We start from the raw sequence: 20029 nt of genomic DNA on the forward strand, positions 1-20029 counted from the left end.
TGCTTAACTGCTAGCTTAAATTATACCATAACATAACTTCTAAGGTAATAAAGGGCAGCTAAAGCAAAACTCCCCATTAGTGCGGGGAGTTAAAATTTCGTCGGCAGCAGTGGCCACACCCATTTTCCGCAGTAAGCTCGCCGTCGTAGGCAGAGGTTAAAATGAATTTTACTGCTTCTAACAGGTTGGAAAACTCGCGATAAGCGCTTAAATACTCGTAAATAACAGGATCTTCAATTTTTTCCAAGGCCAAATTTCCGCTTCGCAACTCTTGCAATTTAACTTGCGCCTCGCTGTTGTTCAGCAGTCTGGCTTCCGCAGCGCGGTAGCGTAAGAGTTCGCTGGAATTTGCCAAAGCTTCTGCTAATTCATGGGCTTTTGCTATTACATCCATTGCTCTACTCCCCAATAATTTTGCCTTGGAGTGACCAGGTTTGGGCTTCCTCAATTTTAACCTTAATAACATGCCCGATAAGTTCTTCCGGCCCGTCCACGACCACTATCTTATTTCCCCTGGTACGCCCGCTTAATTTTGCAGGGTCCGTTTTGCTTGTTCCCTCCACCAGCACTTCTTCAATTTTGCCAAGCATTTGCTGATTCAGTTCCCAGCTGATCCTGTTTTGCAAATCCAAGAGTTTTTGAAAACGCTCCTTTTTTACTTCTTGTGGTACCTGATCAGGCATTTCGGCTGCCGGGGTTCCCTTCCGGGGAGAATAAATAAAAGTGTATGCCTGATCGAACCTGGCTTTGGTGATCACTTCTAAAGTATCAGCGAAATCTTCGTCCGTCTCACCGGGAAACCCTACAATAATATCGGTGGTTAAGGTGGCTTGAGGTACTGCTTCCCTCACCTTGGCAATTAGTTCTAAATAACTTTCCTTGGTGTAACCTCTGCGCATCAGCTTTAAAATTCTGTTGCTGCCCGCCTGAATAGGCAAATGGAAATGTTCACAAATTTTTTGAGAACCCGCTATTGTGTTTATTAACTTTTCGGTAAAATCCCTGGGATGAGAAGTCATGTAACGAATTCTTTCTAGTCCGGGAATAGCGTCCGCCTGCAAAAGCAAATCGGCAAAATCCACTGGACGGGCTAAATCCTTGCCATAGGAATTTACATTTTGCCCTAAAAACATGATCTCCTTAAATCCGTTTGAGGCTAATTCCTTTAATTCCTTGATAATTTCCTCCGGCTCCCTGCTTCTTTCCCTACCCCTAACATAAGGGACAATGCAGTAGCTGCAGAAGTTGTTACAGCCGTACATTATAGTCACATAGGCTTTCAGCTTATTCATTCTGCTGGCCGGAAGATTCTCAACAATTTCCCGCTCCCTATCCCAAACTTCAATTAAAGTAACTTCAGCATCTTTAGCTTCCTCCAGCAATTGAGGTAAGCGATGAATGTTGTGGGTGCCAAAAACCAGATCCACGTAAGGGGCCCTGACCCTGATATCTTCTCCCATCTCCGGCTGTTGGGCCATACAACCCCCTACTGCAATCAGCAGGTTGGGGTTGGTAGTCTTATATTTTTTTAATTGCCCTAGCCGCGCAAAAACTTTATGTTCCGCTTTTTCCCGCACGCAGCACGTATACAAGATTATTACGTCGGCCTGAGAAAGAACTTCCGTCTTTCTATAGCCGATTTGTTCCAACATGCCCGATAGAATTTCCGCATCATGTTCATTCATCTGACAGCCCCAGATCTCGATATGGTAAAACATTTATCCGCTCCTTTCTTACACATGGCCAAGCTTATTTTTCCAAGAAGCCTTTTAAAAAAAACGGCGGTAAACTCCGCCCTGTGAATTATTTCAGTAGCTCCCGGATTTCTATTTTAGCTGCATCATATACTATTTTGATGGGTACATTGTGCTTTATCGCTGCTAAACGGCAATCCTCATATTCGGGAGCAGCATTTACTATTTCCCCGTTATTTTTGCTAACTTTAATTCTCACTGTTCCATATCTTGTTTCCACCGGAATGTGTTCATTGGCACAAGAAATTTTTTGTATTTCATAACACCTTACGCCCAGTGTAGTTGTTTCCTTAAAAATAGTTTGGATAAGTTTCATTTGCTTCTCTTTTGGAGCTAAAACATGGAGCATGGTACCCGGCCTGTTCTTTTTCATGTATACCGAGCTGAGGTAAACATCCACAGCCCCTTCCACAGAAAGTTTGTAAAAAAGGTAATCATAAAATTCAGGGTTCATATCGTCAATATTAGTTTCAATCATCGTAAATGTCCCGGTGTGCAACCCATCTACTCCCGTTTTTCCGCGGCCAATAACTACTCGTAGCAAGTTTGGTATTTCTAAATCACGCTCACCAGCGCCATAACCGATCTTTTCCACTACCAACTCAGGCAAATTTCCAAAACTTTTGGCTAAAGTCGTGATTATGGCCGCACCAGTAGGCGTAACTAGCTCATGCTCAATACCCTTAGAATAAACTGGAACACTCTTAAGCAGTTCGGCAGTTGCAGGAGCCGGTACCGGCATCAGCCCATGGGCACATTGCACAAAACCGGAACCGGTATGCAGCGGGGAAGCATAAACTTCCTCTACACCTAACTCTTCTAGGCCGATTACTGCCCCAACAATGTCAATAATGGCATCTATGGCCCCTACTTCATGAAAATGAATCTTCTCAGGTTGGGTGTTATGAACTTTTGCCTCCGCTTTAGCCAAGTTAGCAAAGATTCTTTTAGCTGTTTTAACAACTTTGACCGGCAGTTCACTTTTTTCCAAAATAGCGTTAATATCGGCCAGATGCCTATGCGCATGAGCTTCTTCAGTGCTTACATTCACCTTGGTTCCCGCAATTCCTTGTTTGGTGACCCTAACAAATTCCAGTTTATATCCTTCTAAACCAAGAGAAGATAAACGTTCCTCCAGAACACTGGGCTCCAAGCCTGCATCAATTAGAGCTCCTAAAACCATATCTCCGCTGATTCCACTAAAACAATCGAAATATGCGACCCGCACTAATCTACCTCTCCAATCTTATTGATTAAACTTGCCATGTAGCCGGCTCCAAAGCCGTTATCGATATTTACCACGCTGACGCCTGAGGCACAACTGTTCAACATTGTTAAAAGAGCTGCCACACCGCCGAAACTAGCGCCATACCCAACACTGGTAGGTACTGCGATCACAGGTTTATCCACTAAACCACCCACTACGCTGGCCAGTGCTCCTTCCATTCCAGCCACTACTATAATAACTTTAGCAGCGTAGAGTAACTGTTGGTTATGCAACAAGCGGTGAATACCAGCTACCCCTACGTCATACAGGCGTTCTACTTTATTGCCCATCACTTCAGCAGTTAAAGCTGCTTCTTCTGCTACAGGCAAATCGGAAGTGCCTGCGCTAATTACCAGTACACAACCGATGCTCTTTTGTTCTCCTTTTTTTATTACAATTAACCGTGCCTGCTCATGGTAACAAGCTTCCGGAAAGATCAATTTAACGTGCTCATAAACTGCCTGTGACGCCCTGGTAGCCAGGATATTATGCTCCCCAGAACTCAATGACTGCATGATTTTAACGACCTGCTCCGGAGTTTTGCCTGCACAGTAAATAACCTCCGGAAAACCCTGGCGCAAATGACGGTGCAGATCCACTTTAGCAAAACCGAGATCCTCATAAGGTAAAGATTTAAACTGCTCAAGGGCGCTTTCCACCTCTAGCTTGCCTGCTTTAACTTCTTCCAGAATACGCTTGATATTTTTAGGATTCACGATATTTTTCCACTTCTTTCAAGCCTGCATTCATACTGCCTGTCCGGTAACCCTGCAGATCTAATGTAATATAGGTATAACCTATTGACTTTAGTTTCTCTACAATCAGATCCGCCTTAGTCAATGCTTCCTGCATGGCTTTTGGCTCCAACTCTATCCTGGCCATGTCCTGGTGGTGGCGAACCCGAAGTTGTCCGAAACCCAAATCTCGCAAAAAATTTTCTGCCTGGTCCACCATTGCCAGGTTTTCCTTGGTTATCTTGTGTCCATAGGGGAAACGGGATGATAAACAGGCAAATGAAGGTTTGTCCCAAGTAGGAAGTCCAAGTTGTCTGGACAATATCCGTATATCCTCTTTAGTTATTTTCGCTTCCTTTAAAGGACTTTTTACTCCTAGCTCTTTACCTGCTTTCATTCCGGGCCGGTAATCATTCAAATCATCATAATTAGCGCCATCTAAAACGTATTTATATCCCCTTTCCAAGGCCAGTTCCTTTATTTTGCTAAAAAGTTCGTTTTTACAAAAGTAACAGCGCTCAGGTGAATTTTCAGCAAACTTGCTGTTGTTCAATTCTTTGGTATGAATAAATTCCTGGGATATACCGATCTCCCGTGCTAATCTCTTCGCCTCTTCAAGTTCCCTGGCAGGAAATGTCTCAGAAATGGCTGTTACCGCCAACGCTTTGTCTCCTAAGACATCATAAGCCACTTTGGCCAGAAACGTACTGTCTACTCCCCCCGAAAAAGCAATAGCCACGCTCTCATATTCCCGTAAGATATTTTGCAACACCTGCAGCTTGTGCTCTAAACTCATTTTTTTCCTCCCTATACATATACTCCTTAACTGCATTTTTCATAAGTTAGTTAACACTATCCTTAAATTACCCAATAAGCTACCAATATTGTATCGAAAAATAAGTCTGGTAGCAAAATTATTTTCCTGTCCAAAAAGTAATGTCAACAAAAAAAGCCTAGCAAATGCTGCTAGGCTCCTTTCTCCATTTCCAGAATCTTGGCGATCTTTCTATAAGCAACTCTTACCAGCGATTTATCTTGACTGTAAGTAATCTTTTCAATGGCTTCCTGTATCGGATAAAAGCCTCCGTCTAGGAATCCTTCCTCGCAATTTACACGATAATCGGTTTGGTCCGTGTCCATCACAAACCAGGTGATTTTATTGCAAACGGGTTGCTGCCTGGAGTAAGAATAAAACTCATAGCTAGTTTCTCCGGCGGGTGCAATAATTTTTGCGTTTATTCCACCTTCCTCTAAAACCCTTTTTAAAGCCACTTCGCTGGCATGAGCACCATTCCGGATTACCCCTTTTGGTAGAACCCACTCATGCTTTTCATTTTGTAAGATAAATACACTATCCCCGTTGAACACAATGCCACCAGCGCAATTTCTAAAAAGCACTCGATGCACCTCCTGAGGGTATTTGTGAAAATCTTACTATAATATATTCGACAATAGCAGCAGCATTTCCTTCCGGGTCAAAAGTTTATAGCTGATTAGCATACTATTTTAGGAATTGTTTACGGTAACGTGGTAGCTAAACCAGCTAAATAAGATATAAGATAGCTAAAAAATTTGCCTGGCTATAACCCGCAATTGCTCTAAATTGCGGCACTCGTAAACTGCATTTATATAAGGCATGTAAAGATGCAAAATGCTATCTTCTTCAAACCAGGTAGAGCGGGGCCGGGGGTTCAACCAATAAACCTTGTCACATTTAGCGGCGATAGCTTGAAAAGCTTCGGTTCGAGGAGGTCGCCAATTGTTTTTGGCATCTCCTAAAATGATCAGCGTTGTCTTTGGTTTTAAAAGTGAGCTGTGAAACTTATATAAATCGCAAAAAACCCGACCGAAGTCGGAAAAACCTGAAGCTGAGATCCCCGAATTAAAAAGTGATTTTTCCACCACTTCGGGGAAATCGTGCTTTTGGATATAGGTAGTGATGTCTTCCAGCCGATCTACAAAGATCATAGTGCGCACAGAACGGAATCTTTTTTGCATGGCGTGAACCAGGAGCAAGAAAAAATGGCTAAACTGGATTACCGAGTTGGAAAGATCACAAAGCAAGAGAAGCTCCGGCTTGCCGGGAACCTTCTTTCTTCTCACCACTTTTAAAACCGTTCCACCGGTCTTGAATGCGCTGCGTACCGTATAACGCATGGATATTTGCCCTCGCTTGGCTGCTTTGCCTCGCCGTCCACTCCTGACAGCCAGTCTACGCCCCAATTTGAGTACTTGCTTTTTGACCAGTGCAAACTGCTCTTTAGATAATTGATTAAACGCAAGTTGTCTGTAATTTAAACTGTAAGCATAGCGCTCCAAGGTACGGGTGCTATCTTTTCGAGCTAACCATTTCACCAGTTCTAACTCTAACTCCATTTCCACCTTGTGCAGTAAGCTTTGGTAATAGTAGAGGCGGTCCGGCTGATGGTCCAGCTTTTGAAACAGTTGGTGCTCTGTCATAGCCCAGTCCAGGTTAATTTTGAGCTTGCGCAGCAATTCATGAATAGTTTCTTTGTTGACCGCTGCCGATTCATCTGTAACAATACGCAGCGCAGCATTAATGAGCTTTCTGATTTGGGTAAAATCTTCGCTGAGTAAAGCCTGGCATAGGCTGCTTCCACCCGCCCCACTTTGTCCTACTCCTCTGCCATCCGTATGGGCGGAATGTTGTTGCAGGTAAGAAAATGAACTTTCTTGACTGCCTCTGACTTTAAAATCACAATGTGTCTGCAAACTAAAAAAAGCATGATATAATTTTGAAAAAGCTTCTGCATCGGCTTGGCTCTTGACAAAGCTACATTGCAGCACCTGTTTAAAATTTTCGCGGCTCGGCTCTATTAAGGCAAGTGCTTGTAGGCAACTTTCTATTTCAGCCCCCGAGATTGTAAAACCAGCCTTACGCAGGTAGCCGACGAAAGTGATTATTGCTTGGAGCATTACCTCTTACCTCTCCCCGGAATGGTTACAGGTTAACAAGTATTCCATCTTTAGCTCCACCTTTTCAATATCCTCCTGAAACTTTAGGAGAATTGGCAGTGTGCTCTTTACATCTTCCTGCTTTAACACGTCTTTACCTAAAAAAAGGATTGTTTTGGCCCAATCCAGGGTTTCAGCGATACTGGGCACTTTTTTCAGATCGTACTGGCGCAAACCCTGTACAAAAGCCACAATTTGCCGTACTAGCTGCGAGGGAAGTTCCGGAAGCTTGGCCGACACTATAGCAGTTTCCATCTCTAAATCGGGGTAATCTAAATATAAGTGGAAGCATCTCCGTTTTAAAGCTTCCGAAAATTCCCGGTTGCTATTGCTGGTAATGATGACTGTAGGTTTGTTCTTCGCTTTGATCGTCCCAAGCTCAGGTATGGAAATTTGAAACTCTGCCAGCAATTCCAGTAAAAAACTTTCAAACTCCTCATCACTCTTATCCAGCTCATCAATCAGCAAAACTGTCGGTTCCATGGCCTGAATGGCATCCAAAAGAGGACGAGGCAGCAAAAATTCCTGGCTGTATATATTCTTTTTTAACTGCTGCCAATTCTCGTGCTTTTTGACAGCTTCCAGATACAGGAGCTGCATTTGGTAATTCCATTCGTATAATGCCTTGCTTTCATCCAGGCCTTCGTAACACTGCAGGCGAATCAGCCGCGCGCCTGCTACGTCTGCCAACACTTTAGCCAATTCGGTTTTGCCCACACCGGCAGGACCTTCCACCAGCAGGGGTTTTTCCAATTTATAAGCCAAAAAAAGTACCAGAGCTGCAGAGTCTTTTAGAAAATAATGTTTCTCCCTGAACTTTTCCATTAATTCCTGATAGCTTTCCACCAACAGTCTCACTCCTCAGGAAAACAACTGTTTAATTTGTAGGATATATTCCCTATGCCCTCCCATTTTCCTGCAAAAAAGTGCAGGAATAATCCTGCACTTCTTATAGCTGAACAACGAACTGATACAGTTCTTTTAAGCTGCCCCGGTAATCAGCATTAATTGGCAGATCGTGCCTGTTTAACAAATAGTCCTCGACTAAAAATGTTTGCATCCCAATTTTTTGGGCTATCAAGTCCTCTTCTACATCGTTGCCAACCATTAAACAGTTCCGGGCCGGCACCTTTATTTTAGCGCATATTTCACGGTAATATTCCAAATTGGGCTTGCAGGCATGCATTTCTTCATAACTGGTTATAAGTGCAAAGTCAAATTCACTGACGCCTGCCCAACGCATCCGCTCCTTGATTGCTATCAACGGAAATAACGGGTTAGTTGCTAACACCAATTTTAATCCTTTTTCTTGGGCTGCGTGAACGATCTCTTTTACCAGCGGGTCCGGTTGAAAATAACAGCCCAGCTGACAATAATCGTTGGTGTAGAATTCCTCGAACACCGGCATAATTTCCGTTGCAACCAAACCCGTAGCCGGAAAGAATGCTTCAATGAAAACTTGTTCGTTGCTTTTGGCGGAATCCGTATTTTTGATCATGGCGTCAGTTGCTGCCAAGAGCTCCCGCATAAAAAGCTTAGAATCCAGATATTGCTGCATCTTTTCTGTTAAGAGTTTAAAGTAGTGATTTAAAAATTCATCGGTATCCATGGGCAGCAACGTGCCATCCAAGTCAAAAAGAATTGCTTCCAGCACCGGTTTCTCTCTCCTCACATTAAAGCCTATAATTGGGAGCTTCCTTGGTGATAATTACATCGTGGGGGTGACTCTCTACCAGGCCAGCTCCGGTAATCCTCACAAACCTTCCTTTTTCTTGCAGTTCTTTAACAGTTGCAGTTCCGCAGTAGCCCATACCCGCTCTCAAGCCACCAACAAGCTGAAAAATTGTTTCCGACAGAGGGCCTTTATAGGGAACTCTTCCTTCAATACCTTCAGGGACCAGCTTTTTCGCATCTTCTTGAAAATAACGGTCCTTGCTTCCTTCTTTCATGGCTCCCAGTGAACCCATACCGCGGTAGACTTTGAAGCTTCTACCTTGGTAAATCTCAATTTCTCCGGGGCTTTCCTCCGTTCCTGCCAAGAGACTACCGATCATGACCACGCTGGCACCTGCCGCGATAGCTTTTGGTATATCGCCGGAATGCTTAATGCCTCCATCGGCAATAATTGGAATACCGTAAGGTTTGGCCGCCTGTGCACAATCATAAACAGCAGTAATTTGCGGCACCCCTATCCCCGCAATCACCCTGGTGGTACAAATAGAACCCGGCCCTACACCTACTTTTACGGCATCTGCACCAGCCTCAATAAGGGCCTTGGTTGCTTCGCCGGTTGCCACATTGCCTGCAATTAGCTCCGTGTGCGGGTAATTCTCCTTGATCTTTTTGACAGTTTCCAGCACGCCCCGGGAATGGCCATGGGCTGTATCCACTACCAAGGCGTCTACGCCCGCTTCAACCAGGGCTTTAACTCTCTCCATAGTTTCGGCCCCGACCCCTACGGCAGCAGCAACCCGTAGTCTTCCCTTACTGTCTTTGGCAGCATTGGGGAACTGTCTGGCTTTTTCAATATCCTTAATGGTGATTAAACCTTTTAAATTAAAATTTTCATCCACAATGGGAAGTTTTTCAATTTTGTGCTGCTGCAATATTTCCTTGGCCTGTTCCAAGGTAGTTCCCACGGGTGCGGTAACCAGGTTTTCCTTGGTCATAACCTCTCCAATTTTGCGTTTGTAATCTTTTTCAAACCTTAAATCCCTGTTGGTTAAAATGCCTACCAGTTTACCTTGCACCGTGATAGGGACTCCGGAAATATGATACCTTTCCATGATGGTTAAAGCATCCTGAATTGTGTGTTCCGGGCTCAAGAAAATAGGGTCGGTGATTACTCCGTGTTCTGATCTTTTGACACGATCAACCTCTAAAGCCTGCCTTTCAATGGACATATTTTTATGAATTACGCCAATTCCACCTTCTCTGGCAATGGCAATAGCCAAGCGTGCTTCGGTCACCGTGTCCATGCCGGCGCTCATGATCGGAATATTTAGCTTAATATTTTTGGTTAAGAATGTGGTAACGTCTACATCCCGCGGCAGAACCGCCGACTCAGCGGGAATCAGCAAGACATCATCAAAAGTAAGCCCTTCTTTACCAAACTTGTCAGGGTACAAATTCTTCTCCTCCAAACTGCTCCAATGTTTTTCCAATAATTATAGCACAAAATATTGTTTGTCAACAAAAAGATTTAGAACTGCGTAAACTCTTCCAAACGGCTGGTACAGAAAAGGGCAGGTTAATCCTGCCCCATGATGGAATGAATCCCTAAATGTTCAAAATGCTCACGGAGGTGCGTGATAGTTTTGGTAGAGACATTGAATTCCTCAGCCATTTCCGTATCTGTTTTGTTAGCCGCAAGTCCAGCGATAAAACTATCAAAATCGATGCCTACTTCTTCTGTTTTCTCTTTCAGGCTTGGCTCTGCGCTCCAAGGCACCCTGGAAACAAAATCTTCAGCCATTTTGGTCCCTCCCTTTTATTTTGCTTTAGTTTAACCAAACTGGCTAAAGACTATGTTTCTGTAAAGCTAACCTTTTAAATGACAGGTGTCGTTAAACAATTTTAAAATTGCTTGCTCTTCATTAAACTCCAAGATATTTAATGCAGTGTTATCTTGACGTAAGCGCCAAAAGCAGCTGGTGTCCCAACTCATTGCAGCAATGATCAGCATTCTAATTGTTCCTCCATGGCTGATAATTGCTATGCATTGTCCCCGGTGGGCTTTCACCAGACTCTGCAGCATTTTATAAGCCCTCTCTTTTAACTGCGTACAAGATTCTCCACCTGGGATACAAATGGCTTCAGGGTTGGTGTACCACTGTTGGGCTAGCGGGCCGTATTTAACCATGATTTCCTTGTAATTGAGACCTTCCCATTCCCCGAAATTCATTTCCCTGAATTCCGGCAGTAATTTTACCTCCTTGGAGTGAGGGGCTGCAACGATCCGGGCTGTTTCGTAGGCCCTGGACAGATCACTGGCGTAAAATGCATCGATTGCTTTAGTCTTGAGTCGCTCACCTAGTTTTGCAGCTTGTGCTTTCCCTGTTTCACTTAAAGGAATATCGGTATGGCCCTGGTATATCCCTCCATTATTCCAAATCGTTTCTCCATGCCTGATCAAAATAATCTCAGTCACGTGAACCTCCTATAAATGACCGGTTTCCGCAAGGGCAGCGAGCAGCCTAATATTCTCTTCTCTTTTTCGCACCGCAATGCGGATAAAATTTTCCCCCAAAATCGGGAAAGTGTTACAGTTACGAACTAAAATCCCCTGCCGGGCTAAAGAGTCAGTAAGCAGGCTGGAAGTCAATTCTCCCGGCAGCAGTTTGAACAATAAAAAATTAGCTGCTGAAGGGAAAACATGGTATGCCGGAAATTTGACAATTTCATTATACAGAAAATCTTTTTCCCTGCTCACATATTTTATGGTCTCAGTTTGAAACAATTTATCTTCTACGGCAGCTTTCCCAGCTAGTTGCGCAAACACATTGATGTTCCACGGATCTTTTATGTTGCTCAATTCCGCAATCAAATCAGGATGGGCTAGGCCGCAGCCCAGGCGCAGGCCGGGGATGGCAAAAAATTTAGTCAGTGAATGCAGCACAAATAAATTAGGGTTATGCCGTACATTTTTCCGGAGCGAATAATGTTCTTTATCGGGCACAAAATCGATAAACGATTCATCCACAACCAGAAATGTCCGGTATTTAAGGCAAAGCTCTTCAATTTTATGCAACACTTCATAGCTCCAAATATTGCCAGTAGGATTGTTGGGATTGCATAAAAAAAACAGATCTGCGCTCTTCAGCTTCTCCTCTAATTGTCTCAAATCCAGTTGGAACTCTTCACCCGTATAAAGAGGCAAATAGCTCAAATCAGCTTTCACTGCCTTGGCCGCTTTGGCGTATTCGGAAAAAGTCGGCTCCAGGATTAAAACCCGCCGGGGATGTAGCCATAGGCAGATTAAATAAATAAGTTCCACAGCGCCGTTGCCCAGTAAAAGATGTTCCTTTGGCAGATGGTAATAATCCTGCAATGTTTCTTTTAATAGAGCAGCCTCCGGGTCCGGGTAATGGAGCAGCTCTTGCCAAGAGCTGCTCAGAATTTCAAAAACGCTTTTCGGACAGCCTAAAGGGTTAATGTTGGCACTAAAATCCAGAAAATCAGTTCTGCCGTAATGTCTCTTTGCCCAAGAAAGATTGCCTCCATGTTCTGGTAAACCATTTTTCATTAACCACACCACATTTCTTTTTTCTGCTCTTCCAAGGGTACCAGGCCTCCCCCCACTAAGTCGGCCTGGTAAAAAGTCACTCCTGATTTAAGAACGGTTCGCACTAAATATTGCCATTCCTGTATGCGGTTATCTGCAGCATCTAATAAAATGCCGACTACGGTGCCGCTGTGGGCGACATTAATGCCATAGCCTCCATTTTTCAATACCGTTTCCAACAAATCCTCCAAACCAGGTTTGTAAAGTATGATCTGATTGGCCAGGGAACTAATACTGGCTCCTTCCCCGATTAATTTGGGTGAATTGAGAGCAATACCCCTTTCAATTAATTCTAGGGCTTTAGAGATTTCTTTTTCTTTACTCAGGTTTTTGGCCCACAGGCCTTCCTGTCTGTTAAATTCTACAGTATCCACTTCCCCGCCTAAATCTACAATTAGTATTTTCATTGCAGGTGGGTTGCCTAAGATCCGGCGGACTGTGCCCTGCACATGGTCAAAAAGCGCTATCCCGGGGTAAAAAGTGCCGTCGGACGGTTCTATGCCTAGGGCTATATCAGCTATTTCTTCCAAAGATAAGTGCTCCCCCAAAGCAAGAGCTGTGGCTAAAGCCGCAGCGCTGAGATCAGCAGTGCTGCTGGCCATTCCCTTGCCCACGGGTAGTTGGGATTCAATTTGTACTTCAGCACCGTAAGAGCAGTTAAAATGTGCCAGTGTCCTTTGTACAGCTTGACAGGCTTTGCTCTTGGCTTTAGTCCCGACAATCTCCGTTTTATGGGGGAAAATTTTCACTGTAGCCACGGAATACTTGTTAATAGGGCAAGTAACCAAAAAATTTCTTCCCCCCATAACTCCCTGCACCAATTCTCCGCAAGATCCTGGGGCTTTTACGCTGGCGTACATAAATTACCTCCTCACACTAATCTACCCAGCAGGAGCGTCAGCAAAAGGCCAAAGACCTCTGCCAATTCTGCGCAAGCACCGTAGGTATCTCCGGTCAATCCACCTAGTGCCCGGGTAACTGCCCTTCCGTAACACCAAGTAAAAAGCCAAAACAATGCAAACAGCGCTATTCCTTGTCGCCAGTCTAGCACTGCAAGCAAAAGAAGTGTTACTGCTGAAGCCACCCAAAACTGCCTCGTGGTGCTTTGTTCTTTGTACATTTTTCCTAAACCTTCCGTTCTAAGGTAAGGTAAGTAATGGATTAGGAAGACCATACTCCAACGGCTTAAAACAAGAATCTGTAAAAATGCAACATAGAAAATTGTCAGCCCCAGCTCCAGGTAAATACTGTATTTTAAAAGCAGCAAAACTATAGCACCTGTTACTCCATGGGCCCCAACCCTGCTGTCCTTCATAATTTCCAAAACTCTCTCCCTGGAGCGATGCGAGAAGAGACCGTCAATTGTATCCATTAACCCGTCCAGATGCAGGCCTCCTGTAATTAATACATAAACAAAAATAATTAAGACACTTGTAACAGCCGTACTGAAAAGCTGACTGAAAAAATAATGAATAATAACTAAGATGGCGCCAATCAACAGGCCAACCACCGGAAAGTATTGCAAAGCATCAACAAAATATTCTTTTTTAAAAGGGAATGTGGGGCAAGGTAAACGGGTCAAAAACTGAATCCCGGCACAAAAAATTTTAAATTGTCCCAAAAGGCTAAACCCCCTTTGCGGCTGCACGGTCACCCCTGTCTGCTTGACACGCAGCAAATAAGCGGCACTTTTCTACAAATGCAGCTGCAGCTTTGGGATTCCCGGCAAAGTGAAAATGCAAATAGGAGGCTAAGACATTGCCCCGGGCGTAACCTTCTCGTGTCATCTGACCTTCCCCATTCACATATTGGTAAGCCCACGGGAAATCTTGCCCCTGAACAAGCAGTGCAGAATAGTGAAATTCATGCCCCCTGATTTTTTCACCGGCCTGAGCCAAAATAGAGGGCAGGAGAACTTCATATTCGCGGTACCCCATGCCCACTAGGCGTTTTTCCATCTTGGCCGAGGCCGGCACTACACCTACCATGGGGTATTCCTTTCCCTCAAAGTCAATAATGTTTTGGCAAAGATACATCAAACCGCCGCATTCGGCATAAACTGGTAATCCGCAGGCCGCCTGGTCGGCAATTTCATGTTTCAAAGCAGTGTTTTGGGCTAGCTGCTTCAAGAACATTTCCGGAAATCCCCCGCCAATAAACAACCCGCTAATATCGCCGGGAAGAGATTTATCCCAGAGCGGGCTGAACGGCACCCACTCTACGCCCAGCATTGCCAGGTAGTCCAATCCGTCCTGGTAATAAAAACTAAATGCTTCATCCCTGGCAATGGCAACTCGTATTTTTTCCGACCGGCAGCTTTGAATCTCCATAGCATCGGGGGCTTCCAATTCACATGCACTATGGGCAATTGACAAGAGCTTTGCAACGTCCAAATTAGCCCCAATTCTTTCGGCCAGCATTCCAAAACAATTTTTCAGTTCCTCTCTTTCGCCCAAAGGCACCAGTCCCAAATGTCTTTCAGGCAGTGTTAATTCTTCATGTCTTCCAATGAAACCCACAACCGGAATACCGGTGTGTTCCTCAATACTATGCTTGACCATCTGTAAATGGCGCTGGCTGCCTACTCTGTTTAAAATAACTCCTGCTATTTTTACTTCCGGATCCATCAGCTTATAACCCAGTACCATGGCGGCTGCACTCTGAGCCATTGAATGGACATTAAGAATTAAAATGACCGGGGCTTGCAACAGCTTGGCTATCTCCGCCGTACTGCTCTTGTAATCCCCATTCCGGTGCCCATCGTATAAACCCATAACTCCTTCAATCACAGCCAAGTCGGCTTTTGCGGCTGAAACTAAAAAAAGCTGTTTTAACTTTTCTTCTCCTGTCAGAAAAGCATCTAAATTCCTGGAAATGTTGCCGGTGGCGTAAGAATGGTAGCTGGGGTCGATATAATCAGGGCCGACTTTATAAGGCTGTACCTTATAACCTAATCGGCTCAAATAAGTCATTATGCCTGTTGCTATGGTGGTTTTGCCTACGCCGCTATGAGTTCCGGCTAATACAACGCGAGGTACTTTCAATTTATAACCCCTTTCACTATAACAAAGTGGCTAAACCAAACAGGATCCCAAGAGCTGAAGTACAGTACAAAAGGCGCACAACTTCCAAAATGTGTTTCGGTTCCAATTCATAGATTGCTTCGCCCATTACCGCCCTGGGAGAAGGTATGCCGCCATAAAAGTTTAAACCGCCCAATGCGACGCCTAATGCACCTGCTACGGCTGCCTCGGGCAATCCGCTGTTTGGGCTGGGATGCTTATTTGCGTCACTTTTCAGGTGGTGCAGGCCTTTACGCCAGTTGAGCCCGCATATTTTAGCAGCCAACAATAAAAGCCCGGCAGTTACCCTGGCGGGTATATAGTTGGCTGCGTCATCAACTCTGGCAGCCACCCGGCCAAAATAAAGATAACGTTCATTTTTGTACCCCAGCATAGAATCCATAGTATTGATTGCCCGGTACACAAAGGCAAGGGGAGTTCCCCCAAGTATGGCGTAAAAAAGCGGAGAAATCACCCCATCCACTATATTTTCAGCAACTGTTTCCACTGTAGCGCGAACCACTTCAGCCGTGCTTAAATGCTCGGTATCCCGACCCACAATGTAGCTCAAATTTTTGCGTGCTGTGAGTAAGTCGCCGGACTGCAAAACCCGGAAAATATCTAAGCCAGCCTGGGCCAGCCCTTTGATGGCGATAGTGGTGGATAACAGCCACGCTGAAACAACCATACCTAACCAGTAATTAAGGCGGTGGCTAAACCAAACAAGCAGGAATGCTGCCAGATAAACCGACAGTACCACTATGCCTACCAGCAAACCGCCTGCCCACAGTTCCTGGGTAGCCGTAGAGGTAAAACGGCGCAGCTGTTTCTCCAAACCCGCAATTAAATAGCCCATAATCTGCGTAGGATGAATGAGCCATTTAGGATCACCGATTAGCAAATCAAATGCTACGGCCAGTAAAAAAACCTCCGGGTTTAGGAAATGGCCCAACTCCTTTCACCCCGCTCGACGCCCATAATTTTGTAAAGCAAATCCATCTGCAAGCTGGAACGGACAACCTCGGCCAGCTTGTCAAAATCCCGTTCCAGCTGTAGCGCAAAGCTAGCAGTAGATTCCCCAAGAGGCGCCCATCCTTTCTTTTGCCTTAAAACATTCAAAAGATGGCGGCGAAACTCATCATTATCAAATATTCCGTGCAAATAGGTTCCCAGCACATCGCCCTTGTCATTAACTGCACCGTCCCATTCGGAACATTCTTTGCCGCCACGTTTTGTTAAGTAGAATGCAGGTTGTAAATCGCCCTTTAAGGTGGTTCTACCCATATGAATTTCATAACCGGTGACTCTTTGTCCACGACAGGATGCTAAAAAGGAACCGGTACCGCAAACTTCGGCCTCAACCTGAGTAGTTATCTTTTCAGGTTCAAAATAAGTTTCCATTGCCAACAAGCCCAAACCCTTTTTGGAGCCTAAATTAGACTCGGTCTGCAAGGGATCATGCAGCCACTCACCCAACATTTGATAACCTCCACAGATCCCAATCACAGGAACCCCATTGACATGGGCATTCTTAATAGCACCGGCTAAGCCGTTTTGCTCTAAAAATTCCATGTCTGCTATGGTATTTTTACTGCCTGGTAGTATGATTAGATCCGGTTGTCCTACTTTTTCCTCATCTTCCACATACCTTAGCTCCACATCCATTTCCAAGGCCAACGCATCAAAATCAGTAAAATTTGAAATGTGGGGCAGCCTGACCACAACAATATCCAACTTGTTGCCGCTGTCTTGGCGCAAAACATTACACTTGCGCTCTTCTAAAGCTACCGAATCCTCTTCCGGAATGGAGAAATCGCGGAAATAAGGCACCACCCCTAAAACAGGCTTGCCGGTTTTTTGCTCAATAAATTCCAAAGCCGGGCGCAGAAGGTCAAGATCCCCGCGGAATTTATTAATGATGATTCCGGCTACTCTGTCTCTTTCATCCGGGTCTAAAAGTTCCAGAGTTCCCACGATAGAAGCCAAAGCCCCTCCTCTGTCTATATCGGCAACCAGGAGTACCGGCGCATCTGCCATCTTGGCTATTTTCATATTGGCAATATCCCGTGGTTTCAAATTAACTTCCACCGGGCTGCCTGCGCCTTCGATTACAATTATTTCATACTGTCGGTGAAATTTCTTTAGGCAGTCTTCAATCACACCTAAAGCAGTGGTGTTAAAATTGAGGTGATATTCCTTGGCTCCCATATTCCTGACCGGCTTACCGAGCACAATTACCTGCGAGGTGGCATTGCCTGTAGGTTTCAGCAGAATTGGGTTCATTTCCACTGCTGGTTCAAGGCCTGCAGCCTGGGCTTGCACCACTTGGGCCCGGCCCATTTCGCCGCCGTCTTTGGTAACAAAAGAATTAAGTGCCATATTTTGAGATTTAAAGGGGACTACTTTAAATCCATCCTGCTTAAAAATGCGGCATAAAGCTGCGGTTAGGACACTTTTTCCTACATTTGAACTGGTCCCCTGAAGCATAATAGTCCTGGCCAATGTTTTCACTCCCTAGACCAATTTAAGCAGTGCATTGACAATGGCAGCGGCAACGGTACTGCCTCCCTTATTGCCTCTGACGGTGATGTAGGGGATACCCGATTGCATCAACAATTCTTTCGACTCACTTGCACCCACAAATCCCACCGGTGTGCCTACTATCAAAGCAGGTTTTATACCTTCACTGTCAACCAATTGCAGCAGTTGATACAAAGCGGTGGGTGCATTGCCGATGGCTACGATATTCCCATTTAAATCCTCTTTAAAATGCAGCATGGCAGCCATCGCACGGGTAATTCCTTTTGTTTGTGCCAGTTCAATCACTTCCGGTACATCAATAGCACACTTAACTTCACCGCCTAAAGTTTCAATTTTTCTGGCGTTGATGCCGCTTTTGACCATTTTGATATCGGTAAAGACGCTGCAGCCTCCTGCCAAAGTTTGAATACCTATGGAAATTGCCTCCGGATGCATTTTAACCAGCGCAGCATAATTGGGATCACCTGTGGTATGAACTACCCGGAAAATGACGGCCTCTTCCTGAACGGTTAAAACAGTATCCTTTAAAAGGCCTCGAATGATCTCCATGCTCTTTTGCTCAATCAAAACAGGGTCCGTAATGTAATCCATGCTAACTTACCTCCCGGATGCGATCAATTGCAATCTCTGCAATTCTCGGATCACTGCCCAAATTTTGTGCTAAAACAATCTCTATTTTCCCTGCGTATTTTTCTTTTTCCTCCGCTAGAATTTCAGGTATATCCTGCTGAACATGCATTCCGGGGAAAAGGAATAGGGGCATGACTACAATCCTTTCCGTGTTTTGCCGTGAGAGCTTTGCAATTGCGTCAGCAAGGGTTGGCTCAGCCTGCGACATAAAAGCTTTTTCCACAAAGGTGTTTGCCATTTTAACTTTGATCATTTCTACAATGGCATCAAGCCCTTGATTAGCTTCTTGCAGCCTGCTGCCATGTCCTAAAATTACTACTCCAAGCGCCATGTTGCTTCCTCCTTGAGAACTTTTAAAATCTCTGCGGTAGACCAGATTTTATTTACCGGTTCTTGCGGCCTGCGGATAATTACCACCGGTAACTGCATTTCCAAGGCAGCCTTCAGTTTGGTATCCACACCGCCGGTTGTACCGCTTTCTTTGGTAACTATAACTTCCACCCCGTATTCCTGAAAAAGCGCCTTATTGAGTGTAACTGAAAAAGGTCCTTGCAGGGCAACAATATCCCTCGGCTGACAACCTAACTTCCTGCACTCGGCAATTGAAGAACTTTCAGGCAGAACCCTTACTACCAACCTTTGCTCCGGGCCTTTGGCAGATACAAAAGGGGCCAGATTTTTGGAACCTGTGGTAGTCATCACTACGTTTCCCAGTTTAAATGCCAATTCAGCCCCTGCTGCGTAAGAATCTACCCAGTACAAACTCCCCGGCTCCGAATCCAGCTTGCTTGAAGGTCTGGCATGACGGAAATATTTAATTCCCGTAGCCGCGCAAACCTCCGATGCCAGCTGGGTAATAGCTGTGGCATAGGGATGGGTGGCATCAATTACTGCCTTAATCTTCTTTTTGGTGATCAGTTCAGCAAGCGAACGGTCATCCAATGAACCCACCCAAATTTCCGTTGCACCGCTGGCTTTTGCCAGTTCACCACCATAAGCGCTGATGGCTGTGGCCAAAAGCTTATAACCTTGGGCGCTTAGCACTTGAATAATTTCACCAGCTTCCTTGGTACCGCCTAAGACCAGGATCACCAGGTATACCCCCTTGGTGTAATCATGCGTCCTGCCTGAACTTTAGTCTGTGAGTTACCTATAATAACAACAGTGAACATATCAATGGGCAAAGCAGTAAAACTTTGCAAGTCACTGATCCACATTTCTTCTCCTGCTCTCAAAGCGTTTTTCACTACCCCAACCGGCGTGTCCCCTGAACGGTATTTCATGACTATTTCCTGGGCTTTTAAAATTTGTTCAACCCTTTTATGGCTTTTGGGATTGTAGAGCACCAGCACAAAATCACTGGCTGCGGCTGCTTCCAACCGCTTTAAGATTAGTTCCCAGGGTGTTAAAAGGTCGCTCAAGCTGATTATGCTTAAGTCATGCATTAATGGGGCTCCCAGCACTGCGGCGCCGGCGTTGGCTGCCGTTACTCCCGGGACTATGGAAATGTCTATCTCTTCCAAAAGTTTTTGCTCCGCCGCCAATTCCAAAATCAAACCGGCCATTCCGTACACACCGGGGTCCCCACTGGATACAACCGCCACTTTTTTGCCTGAAGCCGCCAACTCCAGTGCTTTTTGACACCGTTCCACTTCTTTGGTCATGCCTGTCCCCACAACCTCTTGCTGCTGCAAGATTGGCTGCAGTAAATGCAAATAGGTTTTGTAACCAACTATAACATCGGCAGTCAAGATGGTGTTGTAAGCTTTAATGGTCATGTC

General features: G+C 45.0%; 22 protein-coding genes. All 22 read right to left on the minus strand.

The genetic code is table 11. The annotated features are described in order from the left end of the window. Nucleotides 1-76: 76 nt before the first annotated feature. The 22 genes from EYS13_RS04835 to cobJ all read right to left on the minus strand — a co-directional run bounded on the left by EYS13_RS04835 (nucleotide 77) and on the right by cobJ (nucleotide 20026). Nucleotides 77-394 carry a YlbF/YmcA family competence regulator gene (locus EYS13_RS04835; RefSeq protein ID WP_227766459.1) on the minus strand — a complete coding sequence of 106 codons (318 nt, stop codon included), beginning with the start codon at nucleotides 392-394 and terminating at the stop codon, nucleotides 77-79. 4 nt (nucleotides 395-398) lie between these two features. Then, a complete protein-coding gene (gene miaB / locus EYS13_RS04840; protein WP_227766460.1) occupies nucleotides 399-1718 on the minus strand; it encodes a tRNA (N6-isopentenyl adenosine(37)-C2)-methylthiotransferase MiaB in 1320 nt (439 codons plus the stop codon). Between the two features lie 85 nt (nucleotides 1719-1803). Further along, entirely contained in the window at nucleotides 1804-2982 is a 1179-nt protein-coding gene (gene larC, locus EYS13_RS04845) for a nickel pincer cofactor biosynthesis protein LarC (RefSeq protein WP_227766462.1), read from the minus strand. Next, nucleotides 2982-3737: a nickel pincer cofactor biosynthesis protein LarB gene (gene larB / locus EYS13_RS04850; RefSeq protein ID WP_277998255.1), complete on the minus strand. Its 756-nt coding sequence runs from the start codon at nucleotides 3735-3737 to the stop codon at nucleotides 2982-2984. Before larB ends, larC begins: the two co-directional genes overlap by 1 nt. Continuing rightward, nucleotides 3727-4551, minus strand: a complete 825-nt coding sequence (gene larE / locus EYS13_RS04855; RefSeq protein ID WP_227766464.1) for an ATP-dependent sacrificial sulfur transferase LarE — start codon at nucleotides 4549-4551, stop codon at nucleotides 3727-3729. The genes larB and larE overlap by 11 nt, the downstream gene beginning before the upstream one ends. A 170-nt stretch (nucleotides 4552-4721) precedes the next feature. Further along, nucleotides 4722-5153, minus strand: coding sequence for an NUDIX hydrolase (locus EYS13_RS04860; protein ID WP_227766467.1), 432 nt, complete (start codon nucleotides 5151-5153; stop codon nucleotides 4722-4724). Nucleotides 5154-5318: 165 nt separating this feature from the next. Continuing rightward, on the minus strand, nucleotides 5319-6692 hold the full coding sequence (locus tag EYS13_RS04865) for a VWA domain-containing protein (RefSeq protein ID WP_227766469.1): 1374 nt from the start codon (nucleotides 6690-6692) through the stop codon (nucleotides 5319-5321). Nucleotides 6693-6698: 6 nt separating this feature from the next. Beyond that, nucleotides 6699-7577, minus strand: a complete 879-nt coding sequence (locus tag EYS13_RS04870; RefSeq protein WP_227766471.1) for an AAA family ATPase — start codon at nucleotides 7575-7577, stop codon at nucleotides 6699-6701. 103 nt (nucleotides 7578-7680) lie between these two features. Next, nucleotides 7681-8385 carry an HAD family hydrolase gene (locus EYS13_RS04875; RefSeq protein WP_227766473.1) on the minus strand — a complete coding sequence of 235 codons (705 nt, stop codon included), beginning with the start codon at nucleotides 8383-8385 and terminating at the stop codon, nucleotides 7681-7683. Nucleotides 8386-8404: 19 nt separating this feature from the next. Next, a complete protein-coding gene (gene guaB, locus EYS13_RS04880) occupies nucleotides 8405-9859 on the minus strand; it encodes an IMP dehydrogenase (RefSeq protein ID WP_227766474.1) in 1455 nt (484 codons plus the stop codon). Nucleotides 9860-9981: 122 nt separating this feature from the next. Then, a complete protein-coding gene (locus EYS13_RS04885) occupies nucleotides 9982-10206 on the minus strand; it encodes a helix-turn-helix domain-containing protein (protein WP_227766476.1) in 225 nt (74 codons plus the stop codon). 66 nt (nucleotides 10207-10272) lie between these two features. After that, complete coding sequence (cobC, locus tag EYS13_RS04890; protein WP_227766478.1) at nucleotides 10273-10881, minus strand: alpha-ribazole phosphatase; 609 nt, start codon at nucleotides 10879-10881, stop codon at nucleotides 10273-10275. Nucleotides 10882-10890: 9 nt separating this feature from the next. Next, a complete protein-coding gene (gene cobD, locus EYS13_RS04895; RefSeq protein WP_227766480.1) occupies nucleotides 10891-11976 on the minus strand; it encodes a threonine-phosphate decarboxylase CobD in 1086 nt (361 codons plus the stop codon). Beyond that, nucleotides 11976-12875 carry a GHMP family kinase ATP-binding protein gene (locus EYS13_RS04900; protein WP_227766481.1) on the minus strand — a complete coding sequence of 300 codons (900 nt, stop codon included), beginning with the start codon at nucleotides 12873-12875 and terminating at the stop codon, nucleotides 11976-11978. The genes cobD and EYS13_RS04900 overlap by 1 nt, the downstream gene beginning before the upstream one ends. Nucleotides 12876-12886: 11 nt before the next feature. Beyond that, on the minus strand, nucleotides 12887-13636 hold the full coding sequence (gene cobS / locus EYS13_RS04905) for an adenosylcobinamide-GDP ribazoletransferase (RefSeq protein WP_227766485.1): 750 nt from the start codon (nucleotides 13634-13636) through the stop codon (nucleotides 12887-12889). Between the two features lie 4 nt (nucleotides 13637-13640). Continuing rightward, on the minus strand, nucleotides 13641-15059 hold the full coding sequence (locus EYS13_RS04910; RefSeq protein ID WP_227766486.1) for a cobyrinic acid a,c-diamide synthase CobB: 1419 nt from the start codon (nucleotides 15057-15059) through the stop codon (nucleotides 13641-13643). A 16-nt stretch (nucleotides 15060-15075) separates the two neighbouring features. Further along, nucleotides 15076-16029: an adenosylcobinamide-phosphate synthase CbiB gene (gene cbiB, locus EYS13_RS04915; RefSeq protein ID WP_227766487.1), complete on the minus strand. Its 954-nt coding sequence runs from the start codon at nucleotides 16027-16029 to the stop codon at nucleotides 15076-15078. Next, nucleotides 16014-17579: a cobyric acid synthase gene (locus tag EYS13_RS04920; RefSeq protein WP_227766489.1), complete on the minus strand. Its 1566-nt coding sequence runs from the start codon at nucleotides 17577-17579 to the stop codon at nucleotides 16014-16016. The genes cbiB and EYS13_RS04920 overlap by 16 nt, the downstream gene beginning before the upstream one ends. 12 nt (nucleotides 17580-17591) lie before the next feature. Then, the gene (locus EYS13_RS04925; RefSeq protein WP_227766490.1) at nucleotides 17592-18209 is read right to left on the minus strand and encodes a precorrin-8X methylmutase; all 618 of its coding nucleotides are present in this window, start codon (nucleotides 18207-18209) and stop codon (nucleotides 17592-17594) included. Between the two features lies 1 nt (nucleotide 18210). After that, complete coding sequence (locus EYS13_RS04930; RefSeq protein WP_227766491.1) at nucleotides 18211-18579, minus strand: sirohydrochlorin chelatase; 369 nt, start codon at nucleotides 18577-18579, stop codon at nucleotides 18211-18213. Then, nucleotides 18564-19340, minus strand: coding sequence for a precorrin-6A reductase (gene cobK / locus EYS13_RS04935; RefSeq protein ID WP_227766492.1), 777 nt, complete (start codon nucleotides 19338-19340; stop codon nucleotides 18564-18566). Before cobK ends, EYS13_RS04930 begins: the two co-directional genes overlap by 16 nt. Beyond that, nucleotides 19337-20026: a precorrin-3B C(17)-methyltransferase gene (cobJ, locus tag EYS13_RS04940; RefSeq protein ID WP_423055323.1), complete on the minus strand. Its 690-nt coding sequence runs from the start codon at nucleotides 20024-20026 to the stop codon at nucleotides 19337-19339. The genes cobK and cobJ overlap by 4 nt, the downstream gene beginning before the upstream one ends. Nucleotides 20027-20029 lie beyond the last annotated feature (3 nt).

This window comes from Zhaonella formicivorans (assembly GCF_004353525.1).
Classification (GTDB): Bacteria; Bacillota; DUOV01; order DUOV01; family Zhaonellaceae; genus Zhaonella; species Zhaonella formicivorans.